Source organism: Bacillus sp. AK25, from assembly GCF_048270685.1.
GTDB lineage: Bacteria > Bacillota > Bacilli > Bacillales > Bacillaceae > Bacillus > Bacillus altitudinis.
Genome location: NZ_JBLUWC010000001.1, coordinates 2,227,603 through 2,247,244 on the forward strand (window position 1 = coordinate 2,227,603; position 19,642 = coordinate 2,247,244).

General features: G+C 41.1%; 21 protein-coding genes. All 21 read right to left on the bottom strand.

The annotated features are described in order from the left end of the window. Positions 1-75 precede the first annotated feature (75 nt). On the bottom strand, positions 76-1,905 hold the full coding sequence (gene dnaG / locus ACNO7B_RS11580) for a DNA primase (RefSeq protein WP_008342393.1): 1,830 nt from the start codon (positions 1,903-1,905) through the stop codon (positions 76-78). 33 nt (positions 1,906-1,938) lie between these two features. Then, positions 1,939-2,439 carry a YaiI/YqxD family protein gene (locus ACNO7B_RS11585; protein WP_008342395.1) on the bottom strand — a complete coding sequence of 167 codons (501 nt, stop codon included), beginning with the start codon at positions 2,437-2,439 and terminating at the stop codon, positions 1,939-1,941. Between the two features lie 261 nt (positions 2,440-2,700). Beyond that, positions 2,701-3,522, bottom strand: a complete 822-nt coding sequence (locus ACNO7B_RS11590; RefSeq protein WP_008342399.1) for a pyruvate, water dikinase regulatory protein — start codon at positions 3,520-3,522, stop codon at positions 2,701-2,703. Positions 3,523-3,547: 25 nt separating this feature from the next. Beyond that, on the bottom strand, positions 3,548-4,186 hold the full coding sequence (locus ACNO7B_RS11595; protein ID WP_024423017.1) for a helix-turn-helix transcriptional regulator: 639 nt from the start codon (positions 4,184-4,186) through the stop codon (positions 3,548-3,550). 166 nt (positions 4,187-4,352) lie between these two features. Continuing rightward, the gene (gene glyS, locus ACNO7B_RS11600; RefSeq protein ID WP_417901526.1) at positions 4,353-6,398 is read right to left on the bottom strand and encodes a glycine--tRNA ligase subunit beta; all 2,046 of its coding nucleotides are present in this window, start codon (positions 6,396-6,398) and stop codon (positions 4,353-4,355) included. Next, on the bottom strand, positions 6,391-7,278 hold the full coding sequence (glyQ, locus tag ACNO7B_RS11605; RefSeq protein ID WP_003217487.1) for a glycine--tRNA ligase subunit alpha: 888 nt from the start codon (positions 7,276-7,278) through the stop codon (positions 6,391-6,393). The genes glyS and glyQ overlap by 8 nt, the downstream gene beginning before the upstream one ends. A gap of 329 nt (positions 7,279-7,607) precedes the next feature. After that, positions 7,608-8,378 (bottom strand): DNA repair protein RecO, encoded by a 771-nt coding sequence (gene recO / locus ACNO7B_RS11610; protein ID WP_008342406.1) that lies wholly within the window; start codon positions 8,376-8,378, stop codon positions 7,608-7,610. Between the two features lie 35 nt (positions 8,379-8,413). Continuing rightward, positions 8,414-8,557 (bottom strand): YqzL family protein, encoded by a 144-nt coding sequence (locus ACNO7B_RS11615; protein WP_008342408.1) that lies wholly within the window; start codon positions 8,555-8,557, stop codon positions 8,414-8,416. A 147-nt stretch (positions 8,558-8,704) separates the two neighbouring features. Continuing rightward, positions 8,705-9,610, bottom strand: a complete 906-nt coding sequence (era, locus tag ACNO7B_RS11620; RefSeq protein WP_007501305.1) for a GTPase Era — start codon at positions 9,608-9,610, stop codon at positions 8,705-8,707. After that, positions 9,603-10,001, bottom strand: a complete 399-nt coding sequence (locus ACNO7B_RS11625; RefSeq protein WP_008342410.1) for a cytidine deaminase — start codon at positions 9,999-10,001, stop codon at positions 9,603-9,605. Before ACNO7B_RS11625 ends, era begins: the two co-directional genes overlap by 8 nt. Before the next feature lie 112 nt (positions 10,002-10,113). Continuing rightward, positions 10,114-10,500 (bottom strand): diacylglycerol kinase family protein, encoded by a 387-nt coding sequence (locus ACNO7B_RS11630; protein WP_008342413.1) that lies wholly within the window; start codon positions 10,498-10,500, stop codon positions 10,114-10,116. Beyond that, positions 10,478-10,957, bottom strand: coding sequence for an rRNA maturation RNase YbeY (gene ybeY / locus ACNO7B_RS11635; protein ID WP_017358013.1), 480 nt, complete (start codon positions 10,955-10,957; stop codon positions 10,478-10,480). Before ybeY ends, ACNO7B_RS11630 begins: the two co-directional genes overlap by 23 nt. Next, positions 10,958-13,072, bottom strand: a complete 2,115-nt coding sequence (locus tag ACNO7B_RS11640) for an HD family phosphohydrolase (RefSeq protein WP_370539207.1) — start codon at positions 13,070-13,072, stop codon at positions 10,958-10,960. It lies immediately after the preceding gene. Positions 13,073-13,186: 114 nt separating this feature from the next. Then, positions 13,187-14,146, bottom strand: a complete 960-nt coding sequence (locus ACNO7B_RS11645; RefSeq protein ID WP_008342419.1) for a PhoH family protein — start codon at positions 14,144-14,146, stop codon at positions 13,187-13,189. A 3-nt stretch (positions 14,147-14,149) separates the two neighbouring features. Further along, positions 14,150-15,340 carry a sporulation protein YqfD gene (gene yqfD / locus ACNO7B_RS11650; protein ID WP_041506935.1) on the bottom strand — a complete coding sequence of 397 codons (1,191 nt, stop codon included), beginning with the start codon at positions 15,338-15,340 and terminating at the stop codon, positions 14,150-14,152. 18 nt (positions 15,341-15,358) lie between these two features. Then, on the bottom strand, positions 15,359-15,640 hold the full coding sequence (yqfC, locus tag ACNO7B_RS11655) for a sporulation protein YqfC (RefSeq protein ID WP_003217398.1): 282 nt from the start codon (positions 15,638-15,640) through the stop codon (positions 15,359-15,361). 207 nt (positions 15,641-15,847) lie between these two features. Then, positions 15,848-16,345, bottom strand: a complete 498-nt coding sequence (locus ACNO7B_RS11660) for a hypothetical protein (RefSeq protein ID WP_366968155.1) — start codon at positions 16,343-16,345, stop codon at positions 15,848-15,850. Positions 16,346-16,376: 31 nt separating this feature from the next. Beyond that, on the bottom strand, positions 16,377-17,369 hold the full coding sequence (gene floA, locus ACNO7B_RS11665; RefSeq protein ID WP_007501317.1) for a flotillin-like protein FloA: 993 nt from the start codon (positions 17,367-17,369) through the stop codon (positions 16,377-16,379). Between the two features lie 27 nt (positions 17,370-17,396). Then, positions 17,397-18,710 (bottom strand): NfeD family protein, encoded by a 1,314-nt coding sequence (locus ACNO7B_RS11670; RefSeq protein ID WP_417901527.1) that lies wholly within the window; start codon positions 18,708-18,710, stop codon positions 17,397-17,399. Between the two features lie 141 nt (positions 18,711-18,851). Further along, positions 18,852-19,301 (bottom strand): GatB/YqeY domain-containing protein, encoded by a 450-nt coding sequence (locus tag ACNO7B_RS11675; RefSeq protein WP_007501319.1) that lies wholly within the window; start codon positions 19,299-19,301, stop codon positions 18,852-18,854. A gap of 14 nt (positions 19,302-19,315) precedes the next feature. Further along, the gene (gene rpsU, locus ACNO7B_RS11680; RefSeq protein WP_003152957.1) at positions 19,316-19,489 is read right to left on the bottom strand and encodes a 30S ribosomal protein S21; all 174 of its coding nucleotides are present in this window, start codon (positions 19,487-19,489) and stop codon (positions 19,316-19,318) included. Between the last annotated feature and the right edge of the window lie 153 nt (positions 19,490-19,642).

Sequence of the window (19,642 nt, forward strand, 5' to 3'; positions counted from 1 at the left end):
ATGCTTGCGGTCTTATGCTCCTCCCATTAAAGGATTCATTGCCAGCCGTAAGTCTTGTCATAAATAGTAGACGTATTACTTCAGCGAACGGTTCAACTGAATAATTTCTTTTGCAAGTGTTGCCGCTTTGAAGAAATCTTTTTGCCTCTCCGCTTCTGCACGTTCTAGTTCTTTTTCCTTTATCATTGACAAATTCCGATGATTCAACACTTTTTTTACATAATCACTTAATTCAGCTTCACTTAGTTCGTCTCCAACTTGAATCATGAATATATCCGTCAGGAGCTGATTGATCACATCATCTTCTATACGGTTCATAAGATGCTGCGGGGTCGGCTCCTTGCCTTCTTCATACAATGCATAAATGTATGTTGCCAGCGCTCTGTGCGAATCTATATTAAATTCAAACCCTATCCTATCAAGCACTTTTCGGATCACGTCATCATTTTTCAACATATGTGCAAGGAGCATTCGCTCTGCGTTTTCATATGCCGGCCTTAGACGTTTTCGTCTTACCTGTGTTGACAGATGTGCACGCCGCTTTTCAAGCCCATTTTCTTCTTGCGAGCTCTTGGCCTCTTGTCGCTGCTGCTTTTCAAAAAGCTCCAATTGCTCCTTTAATGAGTCAAGTGAAATGGAGAACTCCCCGGCCAGCTGCTTCATGTAAATCTCTTGTTCCAAGGAACCGTTTAATCGGCTGATTTCTCGGAGAACCTGCTTCATGTAAGTCAGGCGGTCTCCTTCGTCAGACAAATTCTTTCCTCTTCGGAAAAAATTCATCTTAAATGTCATTAATGTCACACTTGCATCTATGATGTCATTCCTAAATTTCTCGCCGCCATATTTACGAATGTAATCATCTGGATCAAGTCCATCTGGTATCATGGCAACGCGAACTTTACATCCTCTTTTTCCAAGCAAATCTGATGCTTTCATGGTCGCTTCATACCCGGCCGTGTCAGAGTCATAACATAAAATGATCTCTTCTACGTTCCGCCTAAGAAGCTTTACGTGCTCTTCTGTTAAAGACGTACCCATTGTTGCAACACTTTCGCCAACACCACTTGTGACAGCCGAGATGACGTCAGCAAATCCTTCGAAAAGGACTGCACGTTCGCGTTTTCTAATATGCATACGCGCGTCATGAAAGTGATAAAGCAGCTTACTTTTATGAAAAAGTGGCGTTTCAGGACTATTCATATACTTTGGCTGCTGATCACCAAGTGATCTTCCAGAAAAAGCGACGACCGTCCCGTGATGATCATGAATTGGAAACATGACACGATCTCTAAAGCGGTCAAAAAAACCTGTGCCGTTTTCTCGTTGAATCAAAAGACCAGCTTTCTCCATCATCGCAGGATCAAACCCTCGTTTTTCTAAAAACTTGGTCACGAAATCCCACGAGTCGAGAGCATACCCGATCTCAAACTTGGCAATTGTTTCATCCGTAAAGCCCCTGGACCTTAAATAATCGAGTGCGTTTTGACCTTCCTTTGTATTTACCAGCAAATGGTGGTAAAATTTCTTAAGAAGCTCATGCGCCTCAATCATTTTATGATCTGCTGTATCCTCTTGCTGTGAGGAACTGATCTGCGCATTCGCTACATGATCCGGCAAATCAATATGGTACTTATCAGCAACATGTGAAACGGCTTCAATAAATGAGTAGCCTTCCATTTGTCTGAGGAACGAAAATACATTACCTCCTGCACCACAGCCAAAACAATGGAAGATTTGCTTATCTGCTGAAACAGAGAATGAAGGAGTATTTTCACCATGGAATGGACAAAGACCGAAGTAATTCCGACCTTGTTTTCTAAGCTGTACGTATTCTCCAATCACTTCGACAATGTCTGCGTTTTTTTGGATTTGCTCCAAAAGTTCATCTGGTATACGTTTGCTCATCCTAATAACACTCCGTCGTACATTATTCGCCTTTTAATTCAAAAATCCTTCATGATTCGACAGGATTTTTTGTAGTTGGGCAATAAATCGCTTTTTATCCTCTTCTAAAAGCTTTTTGGGACCTTTTCCGTATACACCTTTTCTTCGCTGTTTACTGGAAACATGCCTGCGTTCCAAATCAAAATCAATTGTTTCGTTTGTGTACATTCGTCCTCTTTCAGACAGAACAATGACTTGTCTTGGAAGCAGTAAGGAGGCCAGACCAATATCCTGGGTGACAACAATATCGTGCTTGACAGCTAAGTTCGCAATGACTAAATCTGCTGCTTCCTTATGTGTATCAACAAACCGCCAATCTTCAAGTGGTGATCGTTTGGTTTGAAAATGCTCATATGAAGCAATGAAAGTCACAGGTACTTGAAATTGAGATGCGACAGAAAGGATTTCGTCTTTTACAGGACAAGCATCTGCATCGACATAAATCGTTCTTTCTTTTTTACGTTCATTCAGGTGACTAATTCTCCATCCCTCCACCTTATTCCTGCTTTAGAGAAGCAAAAAGACCATACTTTTCCCCCATAAAGCAATCAACAGTAAAACTCATTTTGTCGAAAAGTTATGTTCAGAATCACTTGACTTCTGCCAATATTAGTTTATTCGTTCTTGACTTAACTTAAACCTAAAATCAATCATTTTATCACAATTTTTTATTATAATACAAATGCAGCAAATATGCTATTGTTTTTGATTACCCGTTTCCCACCATAGGAAAAACCCAGGAGGAGCATCCTGAGTTTATTCGGAACCTCTTTTGGTCAGCATTTGATGAATGACATTTGCTGTCTCCTCAACTGCTTTATTCGATACATCAACAACTTGACAGTTAATGCGGTCAACCACTTTTTCAAAATATTCTAGTTCCTCTTTAATCCGCTCGATATTCGCATAAATGGCACGGTCATTTAAACCGAGTGATTTTAAACGTTCTTTACGGATATGATTTAGTTTGTCTGGACTAATTTTCAGGCCAATGCATTTTTTGGGATCAACTGAGAATAACTCCTCTGGCGGATCAACTTCAGGAACAATCGGAACGTTTGCTACCTTCAAGCGTTTATGTGCTAAGTATTGAGAAAGTGGTGTCTTAGACGTACGCGATACACCAATCAGCACAATATCAGCCTTTAGAATACCTCTTGGGTCCCGGCCATCATCATATTTCACAGCGAACTCAATGGCTTCTACCTTTTTAAAATAGTCCTCATCTAATTGACGTACACGACCTGGCTCATGTTTCGCTTCATTTCCATATGCCGTCTCCATTTTATCAATAAGTGGACCGATAATGTCATAGTACACGACGCCATTCGCTTCTGCTTCTTCTATTAAGAATTGGCGCATTTCTGGCACAACAAGAGTAAAGCAAACGATCCCATTATCTGCTTTCGCCAATGAAATCACTTCTTTAATCGTACCGACATCCTCTACATATGGGATTCTTCTAATATTTGAATGGTCGGATGAGCCGCCATCAAATTGGCTAAGTGCCGCTTTGACCACGAGCTCTGCCGTTTCTCCTACTGAATCTGATACAACAAAAATTACGCGATTACTCATAACATCCCCTCGCAGTCTTCTGTAATTAGATAATTTCGTTCTCTGATAAGCTAACCAGTATTTTCGTCATGTTTGTTTTCGTAATTCTGCCGACCACTTCAAAGCCTTTATCCGTATCTTTTATAACAGGAAGTGCATCTATTTGCTTTTCAATCAAGTGCTTGGCCACATCCATAATAAAATCTTCTTTGCGGCAAACGGTAATGTTCGGCATTCTTGTCATAATAATATGGACAGGTATAGATGGAAGCTCTTGTTTCCCAATACTTGCTCGAAGGAGGTCTTTTCTTGATAACACGCCTGTTAAAATAGAGTGATCGTCCACAACGAATAATGTACCCACATCCTCTAAAAACATCGTACAAATCGCATCATAAACCGAAACATTCTCGTGTATCACGACCGGAATGGACTGAAAATCTTTCACTTGAAGTTTTTTCAGCTTATCTGCCAGAAGCTGCGTGCCTGTTTTGCCTGTAAAAAAGTAGCCGACCCTTGGTCTTGCTTCTAAAAAGCCAGACATCGTTAAAATGGCTAAATCCGGTCTGAGGGTAGCCCTTGTTAAGTTCAGCCGATCGGCGATATGCTCTCCAGTGATCGGACCATTCTCTTTGACAATCTGTAAAATCTGCTCTTGCCGTTTATTTAACTCGATTGTACTCACCACCTTTAAATAGAGAGAGCGAATCCTTACTTTATGTATATCAATTTCATAACTCATCATATTATAGCGCATCTTCGTCCGAATGAAACAAAAATCCACTCAAAAACCGTGAATTAAATGAGTAAAAAACGATTGCCCTTCGAAAAAGGCAACCGTTCTTAGGTATTTATTTTACAATTAAATTGTTCATATTCGCAAATGATTGAATGACTTTTGCAAGTTTGACCATTTGTGCCAAACGATTTTGTTTCAGTTTTTCATCATCGGCATGAACCATGGTATGGTCGAAATAATGAACAATTGGTGCTTTTAATGTATCTAGCGCTTCAAGTGCTGATTGGTACTGACCTTTTGCCATATACTCGTTGACGGCTTTTTCCGCTTGCTGATACGCTTCAAATAGCTTTTGTTCGTGTTCATTTTCAAACAGTTCAGGCTGAATCTGTGCGTCTTCCCCTTTTTTACTGATTGAAATGACGCGGCCTAGTGCCTCAGCCGTTTCTTTGAAACTCTCCTGTTTCACGCTCTCTTCAAGAACAGCCGCTTTTTTCACAACCGCATATGGTTCAATATTTTCAACATCAAGGACTGCTTCCACCACGTCATGACGGATATGTTCTGCTTGGAGGACATATTTCAAACGGTGTGTTAAAAATTCAATGAGAGCCGCTTCATGTTTTGCATCTACTTGAGCTAGTGCTAAAAGCTCTTTAAATGAAAGATTCCATTGGCGGTCTAGCAGGATTTGAACGATACCGCTCGCTTGTCTTCTTAATCCATAAGGATCTTGAGAGCCCGTTGGAATGACATCAATTGAGAAGAATGAACAAATAGAATCTAGCTTATCCGCCACTGCAACAATCGCCCCAATAAGTGTTGACGGCGCATCGTCACCGGCAAAACGCGGCATATAGTGCTCGTTGATACTCTCTGCCACTTCTTCATGCTCGCCAAGTGCTCTAGCATATTTTTCACCCATGATTCCTTGCAGTTCTGGGAATTCATAGACCATCTGAGTCACAAGGTCAAATTTAGAAATACTGGCTGCTCTTGCAGCGCGTTTAGACGTTTCTTCATCTGCACCCACATGACTAGCAAGGCGAACGGCAATGTCTGTTACTCTTTTCAGCTTGTCGCCAATCGTGCCAAGTTTCTCATGGAATACGACTTTATCAAGTTTTTGAATGTTGTCTTCAATGACGAGTTTTTCGTCTTCTTTATAGAAAAATGCCGCATCTGATAAACGTGCACGAAGGACCTTTTCGTTCCCTCTTGCCACATTTTCAAGTGCCTCACTGTTTCCGTTTCTGACCGTAATAAAGTGCGGCAGTAATTCCCCTTGTTCATTTTTCACTGGGAAATAACGCTGATGCTCTTTCATTGTCGTGACAAGCACTTCTTCCGGCAGCGCAAGAAATTCTTCTTCAAAAGAACCAAATAGAACGGTTGGATATTCAACGAGATCGTTCACTTCTTCTAGAAGCTCAGGATCAACTGGAATGACCCAGCCTTTTTCGGAAGAAAGCGCATGTAATTGCTCAGTAATTAATTGTTTTCTTTTATCGGAATCTACAATGACAAATTGATCTCTTAATGTTTGCTCATAAGAAGCTGGTGTGTCAATGCTGGCTGTCGTTCCTAGGAAACGATGTCCTCTAGTCTCCCGTCCGCTTTTCACTCCTGCAATTTCGACAGGAATGATCTCTTGACCAAATAAACAAACAATCCATTTAATTGGACGGATATAGCGTAAATCTTCGCTTCCCCATCTCATGTTCTTTGGAAAACTCAATGAAGCGGCAATGTCCCCCAATGCTGGAAGAAGGTCTTTGACTTGTTTTCCTTCTTGAAACTTTTGGACATGGACATAATCCACACCTTTGATGTCTTTGAAATACAGATCATCAGTTGAAGCGCCTTGTCCGCGGGCAAAACCTTCGGCAGCTTTTGTCCAATTGCCTTCAGCATCTTGAGCAATCTTTTTAGCCGGTCCTTTTGCTTCTTCTTTGATGTCCTCTTGTTTTTCTGCAACACCTTTAACGAGTACAGCTAGACGTCTTGGTGAATTAAATAAAGCAACGTCTTCGAATGAAATATTTTGCGCTACGAACCAAGCTTTTACTTTGTCACCTAGCTGCTTTGTGCTTTCTGGCATGAAACGAGCCGGCATCTCTTCTAAGCCGATTTCAAGTAATACATCTTGTTTATTCATGAGAAGCCGCCTCCTCTTTTAGCATAGGGAATCCTAGTTTTTCTCGTTCTTCGTAATATGTTTTGGCTACTTTTCTCGCTAACTGACGTACTCTTCCTATATAACCTGTTCGCTCAGTCACAGAAATCGCGCCTTTGGCATCAAGCAGGTTAAATGTGTGAGAACATTTGAGTACATAATCATATGCCGGGTGAACAAGCCCTTTGTCCATTTGGCTATGTGCTTCTTTTTCATATGTTGTAAATAAATCGAACAGCATATCCGTATTAGATGTTTCAAACGTATACACAGAATGCTCGTATTCAGCCATTAAGAATAAATCTCTTACAGTAAAGCCATCTGTCCATTCAAGGTCAAACACATTTTCTTTGTCTTGGATGTAAGAAGCAAGACGCTCAATTCCGTATGTGATTTCAACAGAAACTGGCTTACATTCTAAACCGCCGACTTGCTGGAAATACGTAAATTGCGTAATTTCCATTCCATCAAGCCAAACTTCCCAGCCAAGTCCTGCGCAGCCAAGAGATGGGTTTTCCCAGTTGTCTTCAACAAAACGAATATCATGTTTCAGTGGGTCAATGCCAAGCGCCTTCAATGATTCTAGATACAGTTCTTGAATATTGTCAGGTGATGGCTTAATGATCACTTGAAATTGATGATGTTGATACAATCTGTTTGGGTTTTCTCCATATCTGCCGTCAGCCGGGCGTCTTGAAGGTTCTACATAAGCTACCTTCCATGGCTCTGGCCCAATGCTTCTGAGGAACGTGTATGGACTCATCGTTCCAGCACCTTTTTCTGTGTCATATGCCTGCATTAATACGCAGCCTTCATTTGACCAATGCTTTTGCAGTGTCAAAATCATGTCTTGAATATTCAATGATCGCACCTCCATCTTTTTTACACCATCCGCTATGTATGGCGGTGGGGCCTAGAACCTTTTTGCAAAACACAAAAACTCCCGTCTCTATGCTCACAAGGTTCCTTGCAAACATAGGGACGAGAGTTTTTCCCGCGGTTCCACCCTATTTGCTGGTGTCGTAGCACCCAGCCGCTTTGTTTTACGTTGCTCAAGAATGCCTTTCGTTACGTGTCCATCCTTAGCTCACACCGCCCTAAGGTCGCTTTTATGGCTGATACGTAAGTACTTCTTTCTGTCAATGCAACATATTTGATCTTAGATGATCTTACAAAAAGTCACGAGAGATGTCAACTTTTGTTTTCACCGTCCATTAGTTTTTTCATGGATTCCATTTGATTCATGAATTTTTTTGATTTTAAATAAAGACCTGAATACTCTTCATAATAATGATCGAGCACTTGACGAATTTCTTGTTTCGTTTGTGGTTTCACGTCAACCTGACCAAGCCTTGATAAATCAAAATAATGAAACAAACGGAGCAGTCTTGCTGCTGCTGGGGATAAGGGCAGTTTATATGGATCTTTAGAAAAGCATTGCTTACAGATGAATCCGTTATCTCTAATTGAGAAATGGAACTGCCCTTCTTTTTGACCGCAGTGTACACATTGGTCCAGTTCAGGCTTCAACCCCATTACTGACAGCATTTTAACCTCTACGATAAATAAAATAATATCAGCATCTGTGCCTTCATTGAGATGGCGTAAAGATTGAAGAAGAAGTTCAAACAAGTAAGGGTTTGGCTTCTTTTCTTCTGTTCCTTTATCAAGTAATTCTGTCATATATGCGGCATATGCGGTCAGAAATAAATCTTCCCGAATGGTTCGCATGCTTTCCATCATTTCACCTTGCTGGAGCGTTCCAAGTCCTGTTGATGATTGGATCAGGAAGGTTCCGTATAAAAACGGCTGGCTTATGGCTGACAGGCGGCTGTTCGATTTCTTAGCGCCTCTTGCCATCACACCAATTTTCCCATGTTCTCTAGTGAGCAGCGTGACAATTTTGTTTGTTTCGCCATAATCTGTTGTTCTAAGGACGATTCCTTCACTTTTAATGAGCATTTGTCTACACTCCGAGCATTGGAGGGGGTCAAGAATTATAAGATTGGAAAATCAAGTCGTGCTATTTCTTCTTCAAGTACATCGGGTCTTTCCAGGTTCTCCTTTTCTAACTCTTTGAAAAGCAGATACGTGTCAACGCTTCCTGTTTGTGAAAATACGTTCCATGTAAAATTCAACATAAAAACCCCACCTTTCTTTATTAGAAGCAGCAACGCTACATCCAACATATTAACTTTATCTTGACCAGGCTACCTCCATTTCATGATAAACAATTTTTACTAATCGAACCGCACCATTGTCAGATCTACTAACAACTGTATCGGTTTTTAATATTCGTCTTCTCTAAATCCGAAATCACGAAGGTGTGTGGATTTATTACGCCAGTCCTTCTGCACTTTTACCCAAAGCTCTAAATACACCTTTGAGCCTAAAAGTGCTTCAATGTCTCTGCGCGCTTTTTGTCCCACTTCTTTTAATAAGCTGCCGCGCTTACCAATCACAATTCCTTTTTGTGAATCACGTTCTACGACGATGGTCGCTGCAACATGAATCTTGCCGTTTTCATCTGGCTTGATCGATTCAATCGCAACCGCAATACTGTGAGGAATCTCTTCTCTCGTTAAATGCAGCACTTTTTCACGAATTAATTCAGAAATAATAAATCGCTCTGGGTGATCTGTTACTTGGTCTGCCGGATAAAATTGAGGGCCTTCTGGAAGATAACCTTCAATTTGCTGAAGAAGCGTATCAATGTTGTTGCCTTCAAGTGCTGAAATTGGCACAATTTCCTTAAATGGGTAACGTGTGCGGTATTCATCAATTAAAAGGAACAGTTCATCCGGATGAATTTGGTCAATTTTATTGACGACAAGGAACACCGGTGTCGATGTTTGCTTTAGTCGTTCAATGATGAATTCATCACCTTTGCCATAGCCTTCCTGTGCGTTGATCATAAACAAGATCAGGTCGACTTCCTTGAGTGTATTTTGAGCCACCCTCATCATAAAATCGCCAAGTTTGTGCTTCGGTTTATGAATTCCTGGTGTATCGATAAAAATCGTTTGTGACGTGTTCGTTGTCAGAACACCTTGCACTTTGTTTCGAGTCGTTTGGGGCTTATCACTCATAATCGCAATCTTTTGTCCAATTACACGATTAAGAAAGGTCGATTTCCCTACATTTGGTCTTCCAATAATTGATACAAATCCTGATTTGAAGCTTTCGTTAGTCATTTAAATCCTCCGGTGAAAATGCGCCTGGCAATAGTTCGTTTACTGTCGTTTCGTATATATGTCCTTTTAAGTTCGTTAGAATCACTGGCATATCAGGTGCACATAGCTCTGAAATGACCTGTCTGCATGCGCCGCATGGTGAAACAGGCCGATCTGTATCAGCCACTACTGCAAGCATTTGAAAAGATGTGATGCCCTCTGAGTACGCTTTAAAAAGTGCTGTTCTTTCCGCACAATTACACATACCATATGCTGCATTTTCAATATTGCAGCCGCCATACACTTTTCCGTCATGCGATAATAATGCTGCACCGACTTTGAATTTAGAATAGGGTACATATGCAAAATCTCTTGCTTTGACTGCTTCTGAAATCAACTCTTGTTTGTTCATTCTAGTTCCCACTTTCAGAAGAAATGGTACCACTGTCACATTTATATTTTACATAATTCACGTGACATTTTCACGCCCATTTCTAAAAATGTTAATAAATAGTAATATTGTTCTATTGCATGATCTTCGGTAAGAAGATGATCAACCCAATCATAACCGAAATGGCGGCGTAAACGCAAACAGCGCCTGCTGCGGCGTCCTTCGCTCTCTCAGCAAGAGGATGCTTCTCTTCTGTGAAAAGATCTACTGTATGTTCAATCGCTGTATTCACAAGTTCTAACGCAAACATCCCGCCGCATAAAAGCAGAATGATCATCCATTCAACCGGATGAATGTGAAACCAAAAGCCGCAAATCACCACGATGATGGCTGCGACTGTGTGGAATCGAAAATTCCGTTCATTCAAGAAAGTTCGCCATATTCCTCTAAATGCATAATAAAAACTCCGAAAAAAACGGACAAGCGGCGTTCGCTTCTTACGATGATCTCGAAAGGCCATAATCATCCAAAATTTTTGTCTGTTTGGCGAACATTTCTTTTTCATCTTCTTCTGTCATATGATCATAACCAAGCAAATGAAGAAAACCATGAATCGTTAAAAATCCTAGCTCTCTCATAAAGGAATGTCCATATTCCTCTGCTTGCTCTTTCGTTCGATCAACACTAATGATAATGTCACCTAGTACTGGCGGAATGTCATCAGCACCAATGATTTCAATTTCCCCTTCGCCTTCTTCCTCAAGTGCAAATGAAATCACATCTGTTGGTGCATCTTTTCCTCGGTATTCTTTATTAATTTGATGAATTTCCTCATTCGAAACGATCGACACTGATACTTCCGCTTGATCTTTTACCTCAAGGGCATCCGCAGCAAATTGAAGAAGCTTTTCCACTTCTTCAAGCTGCTCTTTCGTTACTTGTCCTGTTTCATCTATTAAATCGATTAACAATGTCATTTACTTCACCTTCTGCTTCGGGGCATCTGGATATTCAATCCGAGAATGGAAAATCCCCTTTAATGTTGTACAAATTGTTTGGCTAATAATATTTAATTCTTTAAATGTCAGATCACATTCACTAAATTGTCCATCCTGCATCTTATCTGAAATAATGCCTTTCACAAGCTTTTCAATCCGCTCAGGGTTTGGATTATGCATCGAACGAACCGCCGCTTCCACGCTGTCAGCTACAGAAATAATGGCCGCTTCTTTCGATTGCGGTTTTGGACCAGGATAACGAAATTCTTCTTCTGTCACCTGATCATCCCGTTCTTTTGCCTTATAGTAAAAGAACTTCAGCAGAGACTTTCCGTGATGCTGTTCTGCAATGTCCACAAGTTCCTCTGGAAACTTCTTTTCTCTCAGCATTTCAGCACCATCTGTCGTATGGGCAATAATAATATTCTTGCTCAGCTGAGGAGAAAGCTTGTCGTGCGGATTATCAATGTTCATTTGGTTTTCAATAAAGTATTGGGGTCTTTTCGTTTTTCCAATGTCATGATAATAAGCTCCAACCCTTGCTAACAATCCATTTGCACCGACTGCTTCACATGCAGCATCCGCTAAATTCGCCACCATGACACTATGATGATATGTACCTGGCGTCTCTGTTAAGATCTTTTTCAGCAGCGGATGATTCGGGTTCGATAATTCAATAAGCTTCATGGTCGAAAGAATACCAAACATGCTCTCAAAGACTGGCATTAACCCAATAACCAAAATAGCCGATGCAAACCCTGACACAATCGCCATGATGAGGTTCACACCTATTTCAAGCCCTGATGGAGAAGAATTTTGAATCAGCGTAATGGACAGCACAACAAGTACATTCACCAAAGCTACCCAAAGCCCCGCCTGCAAAATTTTCGATCTCGCATTATGTTTTCTCAAAAATAAAATCCCCGCCATCCCGCTTATTAGATAATAAGCACAGATGACATAGTTAAAGACGCCTGTTACTCCTTGATTAAACATCATACTGCCGCAAAGGGCAAATACAAGGCCGGAGAAGATCGCCAGCCGCTCATTGATCAGCAGCTTAATCAGCATCGTACCAAGTGCCACAGGCACGACGTAGCCGATGGTTGTATATTTGGTTTCCTGGAAGAGACTGAATACTTCCATGATGATTAAAATAATGGTGAAAATGAGCGAGTACAGCAGTAACGATTTATTCTTATGGACGAGCGACTTTTTCCGCGATTCCAGTGAGTGGACAATCGCCGCTAAGAAAAGACCGATTAAGATGATAAGACCGCTTACAGGCTTAAACAAATTGGAACTGTTTAAAAGGCCGGTCAGTTCTAATTTGCGATACACTTCGCGGTCAATGAGCTCTCCTTCTTCCACTAAAATTTGCCCTTGCTTGATTTGAACCGGCTGGATATTATCAGCTGCTTCTTGTCTTTTCTTCTCTGTTGCCACCGGGTCAAATACATAGTTTGGAATAATCGCAAATTCACCAATTTCTTTCGCTGCATTTAAATATTTTGACGGAATCGAATTGTTTTCAAGCTCTGCTTTCACTTGTTTCTTTTCATCTTGCAGCTTAGAAGCTGTGATTTCTTTACTCATGAGAGAATTGACCACTGTGATGATGGAATCTTTTGTAAAAGAAAGATTTTCGTCACTTGCTTGGAGCAACGCTTTAATCGATTGATCCGAAACAGCTTCCTGCATATCGGTTGTGAGTTTCTCTTTTACACGCTTCACCATCTCTTGATCTGTTGGCGGGTTCTCTTTGTCATCAGCTGCTGCTTTCTTCTCCTCTTTAATGGCTTCAAAGAGGGATGAAATGAGGTCAACACGATTATCAGAATACGCTTTTTTGAGTGTATATTGGTCTTCCACTTGATCCGTTGCTTCTTGTTTCTTTTCTTCTGTAGCTTCTTGGTCATCAACGGTAGACGGAGAATAGATGGTCTGTTCGCTCACTGAAAACAAATCTAGGTCGAGCGATTCAGGCTTTACATGGAAGAAGAGCACCACAAACAGGATGGCCGCTAAACCAGCATATAGCAGTACGTTTAAATAGCGTGAGCGCTCCATTTTCTGAGGTTCTTTTTTAGACAGCAGCCTTTTGCGCTTACTGCCTTTCTGATTCTTTCTCAAGGAAAGTACCTCCTTTTTTACTTTAAACCACGATCGAAACAAAATGACCCGATTAAGGCGATCGGGTCACTCAGTTCATTTTTGCTTTTCGTATGCTCCAATGATCTTCGCCACTAGCGGGTGTCTGACCACATCTGTCTGATCTAATTCAATGAATGAGATACCCTTGATCTCAGCAAGCATGTCCTTTGCAGCCGCAAGACCTGACTGCATACCTTTAGGCAGATCAATTTGTGTAATATCTCCTGTAATGACCATTTTAGAACCAAAGCCTAGTCTCGTCAAAAACATTTTCATTTGAGCTGGCGTTGTATTCTGCGCTTCATCTAAAATCACAAATGCATCATCAAGCGTCCGCCCTCTCATATAGGCAAGAGGGGCAATTTCAATCACTCCGCGCTCAATTAAACGTTCCGTATGATCACTACCAAGCACATCGTGCAGAGCATCATATAGCGGTCTTAAATAAGGATCGACTTTTTCTTTTAAATCTCCTGGCAAAAAGCCAAGACTTTCTCCTGCTTCAACAGCTGGCCTTGTCAGGATAATCCGTTTGACATGTCCATTTTTGAGGGCATGTACGGCGTTGACCACTGCCAAATACGTTTTACCTGTACCAGCAGGTCCAATCCCAAAGACCAGATCATCTTTTTTCATTGCCGCAGCATATTCACGCTGGCCGATCGTTTTGACTCTGATCGACTTTCCTTTGGCATTTTTCGTAATTTCATCTTCATACATATTTTCAAAATAATTGAGCTTGTCTTTTTGCGCCATTTTAATGGCATAGACGACATCCCGTTCAGAAATCTCAATTCCTTTACGAATGAGATGTAAGAGAGATGTAATCAAACGGCTCACAGTATCTCTTGATGCTTCCTGACCAGAAACATACACTTTCTCTCCACGTGTAATGATGGAGACATTCAGCTCGTTTTCCATCAGTTTCAGATAAGCATCTTGATTGCCAAATAAAGCAATGGCTTCGTTTGGGCTATCCAATTTTTGTTGAATCTCAAGTAAATGTTCTGTCATTCTCTAGTCTCCCTGAACAATAGGTGTTGGTTGAACAATATCTTCTATTACTTGGTAAAGGATGATTAACTTAACTTTACCATTCCCTGTTGTCTCGTGCAAAACTTTTTCACTTTTCACCTCACCTGTTTGACCTAGCTTTTCTTCTAATTCTTTTTTACCCATTTTAATCCCTGCTTGAACCGCTTCTTTATTTGTGTATTCTCGATTTATTTTTTCACTTTCTCGTGTGATTTCCTTTTCATAGGAGAACGGCAACTGCATATTCAAGAAATGAAGCGGGTGAACTTCTTTTTCTGTTTTCGGCTGCTGAAAATCATCTTTTTTAAAGGAAAATCCCCAAAATGGGATGGAGCCTCCAAACAAGGAGAGCTTGTGCTTTGTCTTCATTTTACCCGTAAAGACATCAAAAGATGTTCGAAGAGGGACAGAAACTTCAGATCGGTACCATGTTTCACCATAGATTTTCGCTTTGGCTCCGACCGTTTTTTTCTGATCTTCACTCCCAATTAAACCTGAGACGAGCATCTGCCCTTTTTTCACATGCTCATCGACCTGGGCAAGCGGTTCCCCCTTTTCTACATACATTCTCGTGATGACCGCCTTTTTCTTGGCAACGATGTGCTGAGGACTCGTATATTTCTCCTTTTCAGGCTCATTTTTTTCGACCACTTTCATTTGAAACGTCGTTCCGTTCAATTCAACCCCGACCCATGTAATGCTCTGAATATTGGTCGTCAATGACTTTTGTATTTTTTCAGGTGTCCCCATAAGAAACTGAAAACGCCCTTTTTGTACCCCAATTTCATCTAAATGCTTTCTCATTTGATGTTCTGTTTCTGGATTCGCACCTTTAATCTCAATTTTCCACACCATATTTGAAAGAGCCAATATCGTCACTAGGAAAAAAGCCATCCCGAGGGTGAAGCCAATATTTCTTCTCGACCATAGAAGAAGAAACGGGAACCCTTTCTTTTGATGAAATGAACATTTTACCTCATGATGTCTGCGCACTTTTCTAAAGGCATGTACATCTGAGAGGCGAATAAATAAGCGCACGCTGTCTTGACGGCGGCTCACTTGAAAAATTGTGATCCCCTGTCTCGTGCACTCATTGATTAGCCGCTCAATACCGCTTCCTCTTATCTCCACTTCCACTCTGCCAATGAAATAGGCAAACCATTTGTTCTTCACGTTTCTCCCCTCCGTCAGTTAAGAATCAATATAACGGACCTCATCGATTTTCCCCTCTAATAAGATCTCTTCTGGCAAAATCGTTTTAATCACAAAGTCTTTTCCTGAAATAATGCACTGTCCTTGCTTGAGCATCAGCCTTACCTCTTGATCACTGAAAAGTAAAAGCCCTTTATGGTTCTCTATGTAAATATGGAGTCTGCCAACCATCGTAATACGGGGAAGATCCATCATCACGTCCGGAGGGATTTCAAGTGTTCTTGTCAGCCATGCTTTAAGTTGATTTTTTCTTTTTCCCATTCAATAAGAACCCCTTCCCACCTCATGTGTATGAGATCAAACTGAAAGATGGTGAGACTGATGAGAAAGCCTCTATATCATCCTATTCCTCAGCGGTTCATATCATGCTAATGAATCCCGTAAAACAGCCGTTTCATCATTTTGCTTTTAAAAAATCGCTATAAATCCACAAAAAAAGTCCCCTTTCTACCAAGGGGACTTTCTACATTATCTTTTATAGGGCCGTTTCATCGTTCTGTGAGGATTTTTTGCACGCGGCTCTCCAAATACTTCGCCAAGTAGCATGCCTTGAACAACGGTATTTTGGTTAAGCTTGTCAATGACGTGCGGCTTCATTTCCGCAGAAGAAGCTTTCGGCCTGGTCAACTGCCTTTCAAGAGATTTGAACTCTTTATTCAGCTCGCTTTTTCTTTCTTCCATTTCGGCAAGTGTAGCGGTATAACGATCCTGTAAGGACTGTGAACCTTGTTTCTTCATCCCGCCATGATCATGTACATCGCCAAAATCGTCAAGCTGGTCCGTTACGACCGGATCTGGACTTGTTTGTTTTGTTTGCTTTTGCGGCACTGGTTTACGCTGAGGAGCCGGTTTGTTTTGCTGGTTCTTTTGTTCGTTCTCCTCTTGTTTGCCGATTTTCCCAAAAACCGCAGAGATAATACCGATGATAATCGCTATTAGTAACGGATTTTCAAATAGAATGTCCAATGGGCTCCCTCCTTAAAGCGTGAGAGGATGCTTATTTGTTTTCATTATCAGATGGACCTTTTGTCATTTTGCCAAATGAATCTCTCATATCCGTATCAGCATCGATATTCTTAATGTTCATGTAGTCCATAACTCCAATATTACCTTCACGTAGTGCTTCGGCCATTGCAAGTGGTACTTCAGCCTCTGCTTCTACTACTTTCGCGCGCATTTCTTCAACTCTCGCACGCATTTCTTGTTCTTGTGCAACAGCCATCGCGCGGCGTTCTTCTGCTTTCGCCTGTGCAATGTTTTTGTCGGCTTCTGCTTGGTCTGTCTGCAGGATCGCCCCGATATTTTTACCGATATCAACATCTGCGATATCAATCGAGAGAATTTCAAATGCTGTACCTGAATCTAATCCTTTACCAAGAACCGTTTGAGAAATCATATCAGGATTTTCAAGAACCTTTTTATGATTATCTGATGAACCGATTGTAGAAACAATCCCTTCACCTACACGAGCAATGATGGTTTCTTCTCCTGCACCACCGACAAGTCTGTCAATGTTTGCACGAACTGTAATACGAGCTTTTGCTTTTACTTCAATCCCGTCCATCGCAACACCTGAGATAAATGGTGTTTCAATGACTTTAGGGTTTACACTCATTTGTACAGCTTCAAGTACGTCACGGCCTGCTAGGTCGATTGCCGCACAGCGAGCAAAATTCAATTCGATATTCGCACGCTGAGCTGCGATCAGTGCGTTAACAACTCGGTCTACGTTACCACCTGCAAGATAGTGGCTTTCTAATTGGTTAATCGTCGCATCAAGACCTGCTTTATGCGCTTTGATGAGCGGGTTGACCACTCGGTTTGGAATCACTCGGCGAAGCCTCATTCCTACAAGTGTAAAAATGCTCACTCTTACGCCAGCCGCTAGGGCAGAAATCCACAGCATCACCGGTACAAAGGTGAAGAAGATCGATAGAACGATCAAACCTGCTGCGATAATCACAAATAATAGTAAAGTAGATGGATCCATTTTATTCCTCCTATAAAATCAGTATATCTATACTTTCCTCACGACAATGCGTGAGCCTTCCGCTTTCACAATTTTTACTTGTTCATCCTTATCGATAAAAGCACCTTCTGACACAACATCAATGCGCTCGTCTCCGAATACAATCGTACCAGATGGACGAAGTGCTGTTGCTGTCACTGCGATTTGTCCTACAAGATCATCTCTTGTTTCATTTGAGACATAACCACTTTCTTTATTGGTTGAATCGGTTAAAATGAACTTTTTAAAAAATTTCATACGTTTCCCCAACACCTTTGTCAATAAAATAACTGCTATGATTGAAACAGCAGTGGCAATCAAGATGGAAATCGCCATTTCTGTAAAGCTTCCAGCTGCTAAAAATAAGCTGACAACGACACAGGTTAGTCCAATGACACCCACGATTCCCCCTGGCAAAAATAATTCCAGAATGATCAACACAATCCCTGCCAAAAACAGGAACAATGTCTCATATCCTGCAAAACCTGCCACGAGATGACCATAAAAGAATAGAAGAAGCGCTGTGACTCCCATGGTGCCTGGGACCCCAAACCCGGGAGAATATAATTCAACAATTAACCCTAAGCTCGCGATGGATAAAAGGATAGGAATGACGATCGGATGCGTGAGAAAACGCGCAACCTTTTCAGCAAAGCTCACTTCATCGTATTGAACAGAAGCGTCTGCTAAGTTCAGCTTCTGAAGCAAGTCATCCATATTTTTCGCTTCTCCTTCTGCATAACCGAACTGAAGTGCCCGATCTGTGTTAAAGGTCAGCAATTCTCCTTTTGGTGCACCAGCTTCTTTTGCGTCTATATCTACATCTGCCATCGCAAGAGCATATTTTGGATCACGCCCCTGCTTTTCAGCAGCGTCACTCATTTCAGCAAGCCATAGAGATTCAGATTTTTGATCGGCAGCGTTGCCTTCACCATCAATGATCGCAGCAGCCCCCATCTTTCCGTTTGGGGTCATATAAATTTGATCGGCATTTAAGGCAATGAATGCCCCGGCTGAAAGCGCTCTATGATTCACAAACGCTGTCACTGGGATATCGGATGCACGAATGGTATCGGCTATTTCAAGCGCCGCATCGACTGCACCACCTGGTGTATTTATGTCGAGAATGATGTGCTTCGCACGTTCCGACTTTGCCTGCTCAAATGATCGTTCAATGAATTTAGAAAGTCCTTTTTCTACTGTATCTTCAATTGGGATAACATGAACTTTCTGATCTGCTGATTTCGCGGTCAATTGAACCCCTAATAATAAGCATATTATAAAACAACTGAAGAGAGCAATAGAAATTTTCATTTTTTTCATCTATTTGGTGATCCCCCCTCTCTTTCTTTCATTTTACCGTTCCTTTACATACGTTACAAATGTATCATAGGTTTCATTTTTATATGACAGGTTTATGGAGGCATAAAAAAAGTACCCTTCTAACATGAGAAGGATACTTTTTTATTGAGACAGTTGCTCGCTGACAAGTCTGTTAATCACAGCACCATCAGCTTTACCTTTTACTTTTGGCATAATAGCGCTCATCACTTTACCCATATCAGCTTTCGATGAAGCACCGGTTTCGGCGATTGTTTCTTTCACAACCGCCTGCAGTTCTTCTTCAGAAAGCTGTTCAGGTAAATAAACGTCTAAAATGTCAATCTCTTTTTGAACTTTATCTACTAAATCTAAGCGATTAGCTTTCGAAAATTCATGGAGGGAGTCTTTACGTTGCTTAATCTCGCGGGAAAGGACGGTTAGTTCCTCATCTCCGGTCAAACTGTCTTTCTTAAGCTTTATTGCTTCATTTTGCAGTGAAGCCTTTACCATACGAATGACAATAAGCTTGTCTTTCTCTCGGTTTTTCATAAAAAGCTTCATATCAGAATTTAATTGCTCAAGAAGACTCATAAAATCCACCCTCTTTAGAATTTACGTTTTCTAGCAGCTTCAGACTTTTTCTTACGCTTTACGCTAGGCTTTTCATAAAATTCACGCTTTCTTGCTTCTTGCAATGTTCCAGTTTTGGATACACTGCGTTTAAAGCGACGAAGAGCATCTTCAAGCGATTCGTTTTTTCTAACGACCGTTTTTGACATTCTCTTTCCCTCCCTCCGAATACACCAATCGACTGCATTAAAAAAAGATATACATGCAAAACATGTACCTAGACATTATAATATAAGCCTAGGTTGAGGTCAACTAAGTGATTTGGAAATATATTTTCGTCATGAGCAGGTAGACAAGTCCAT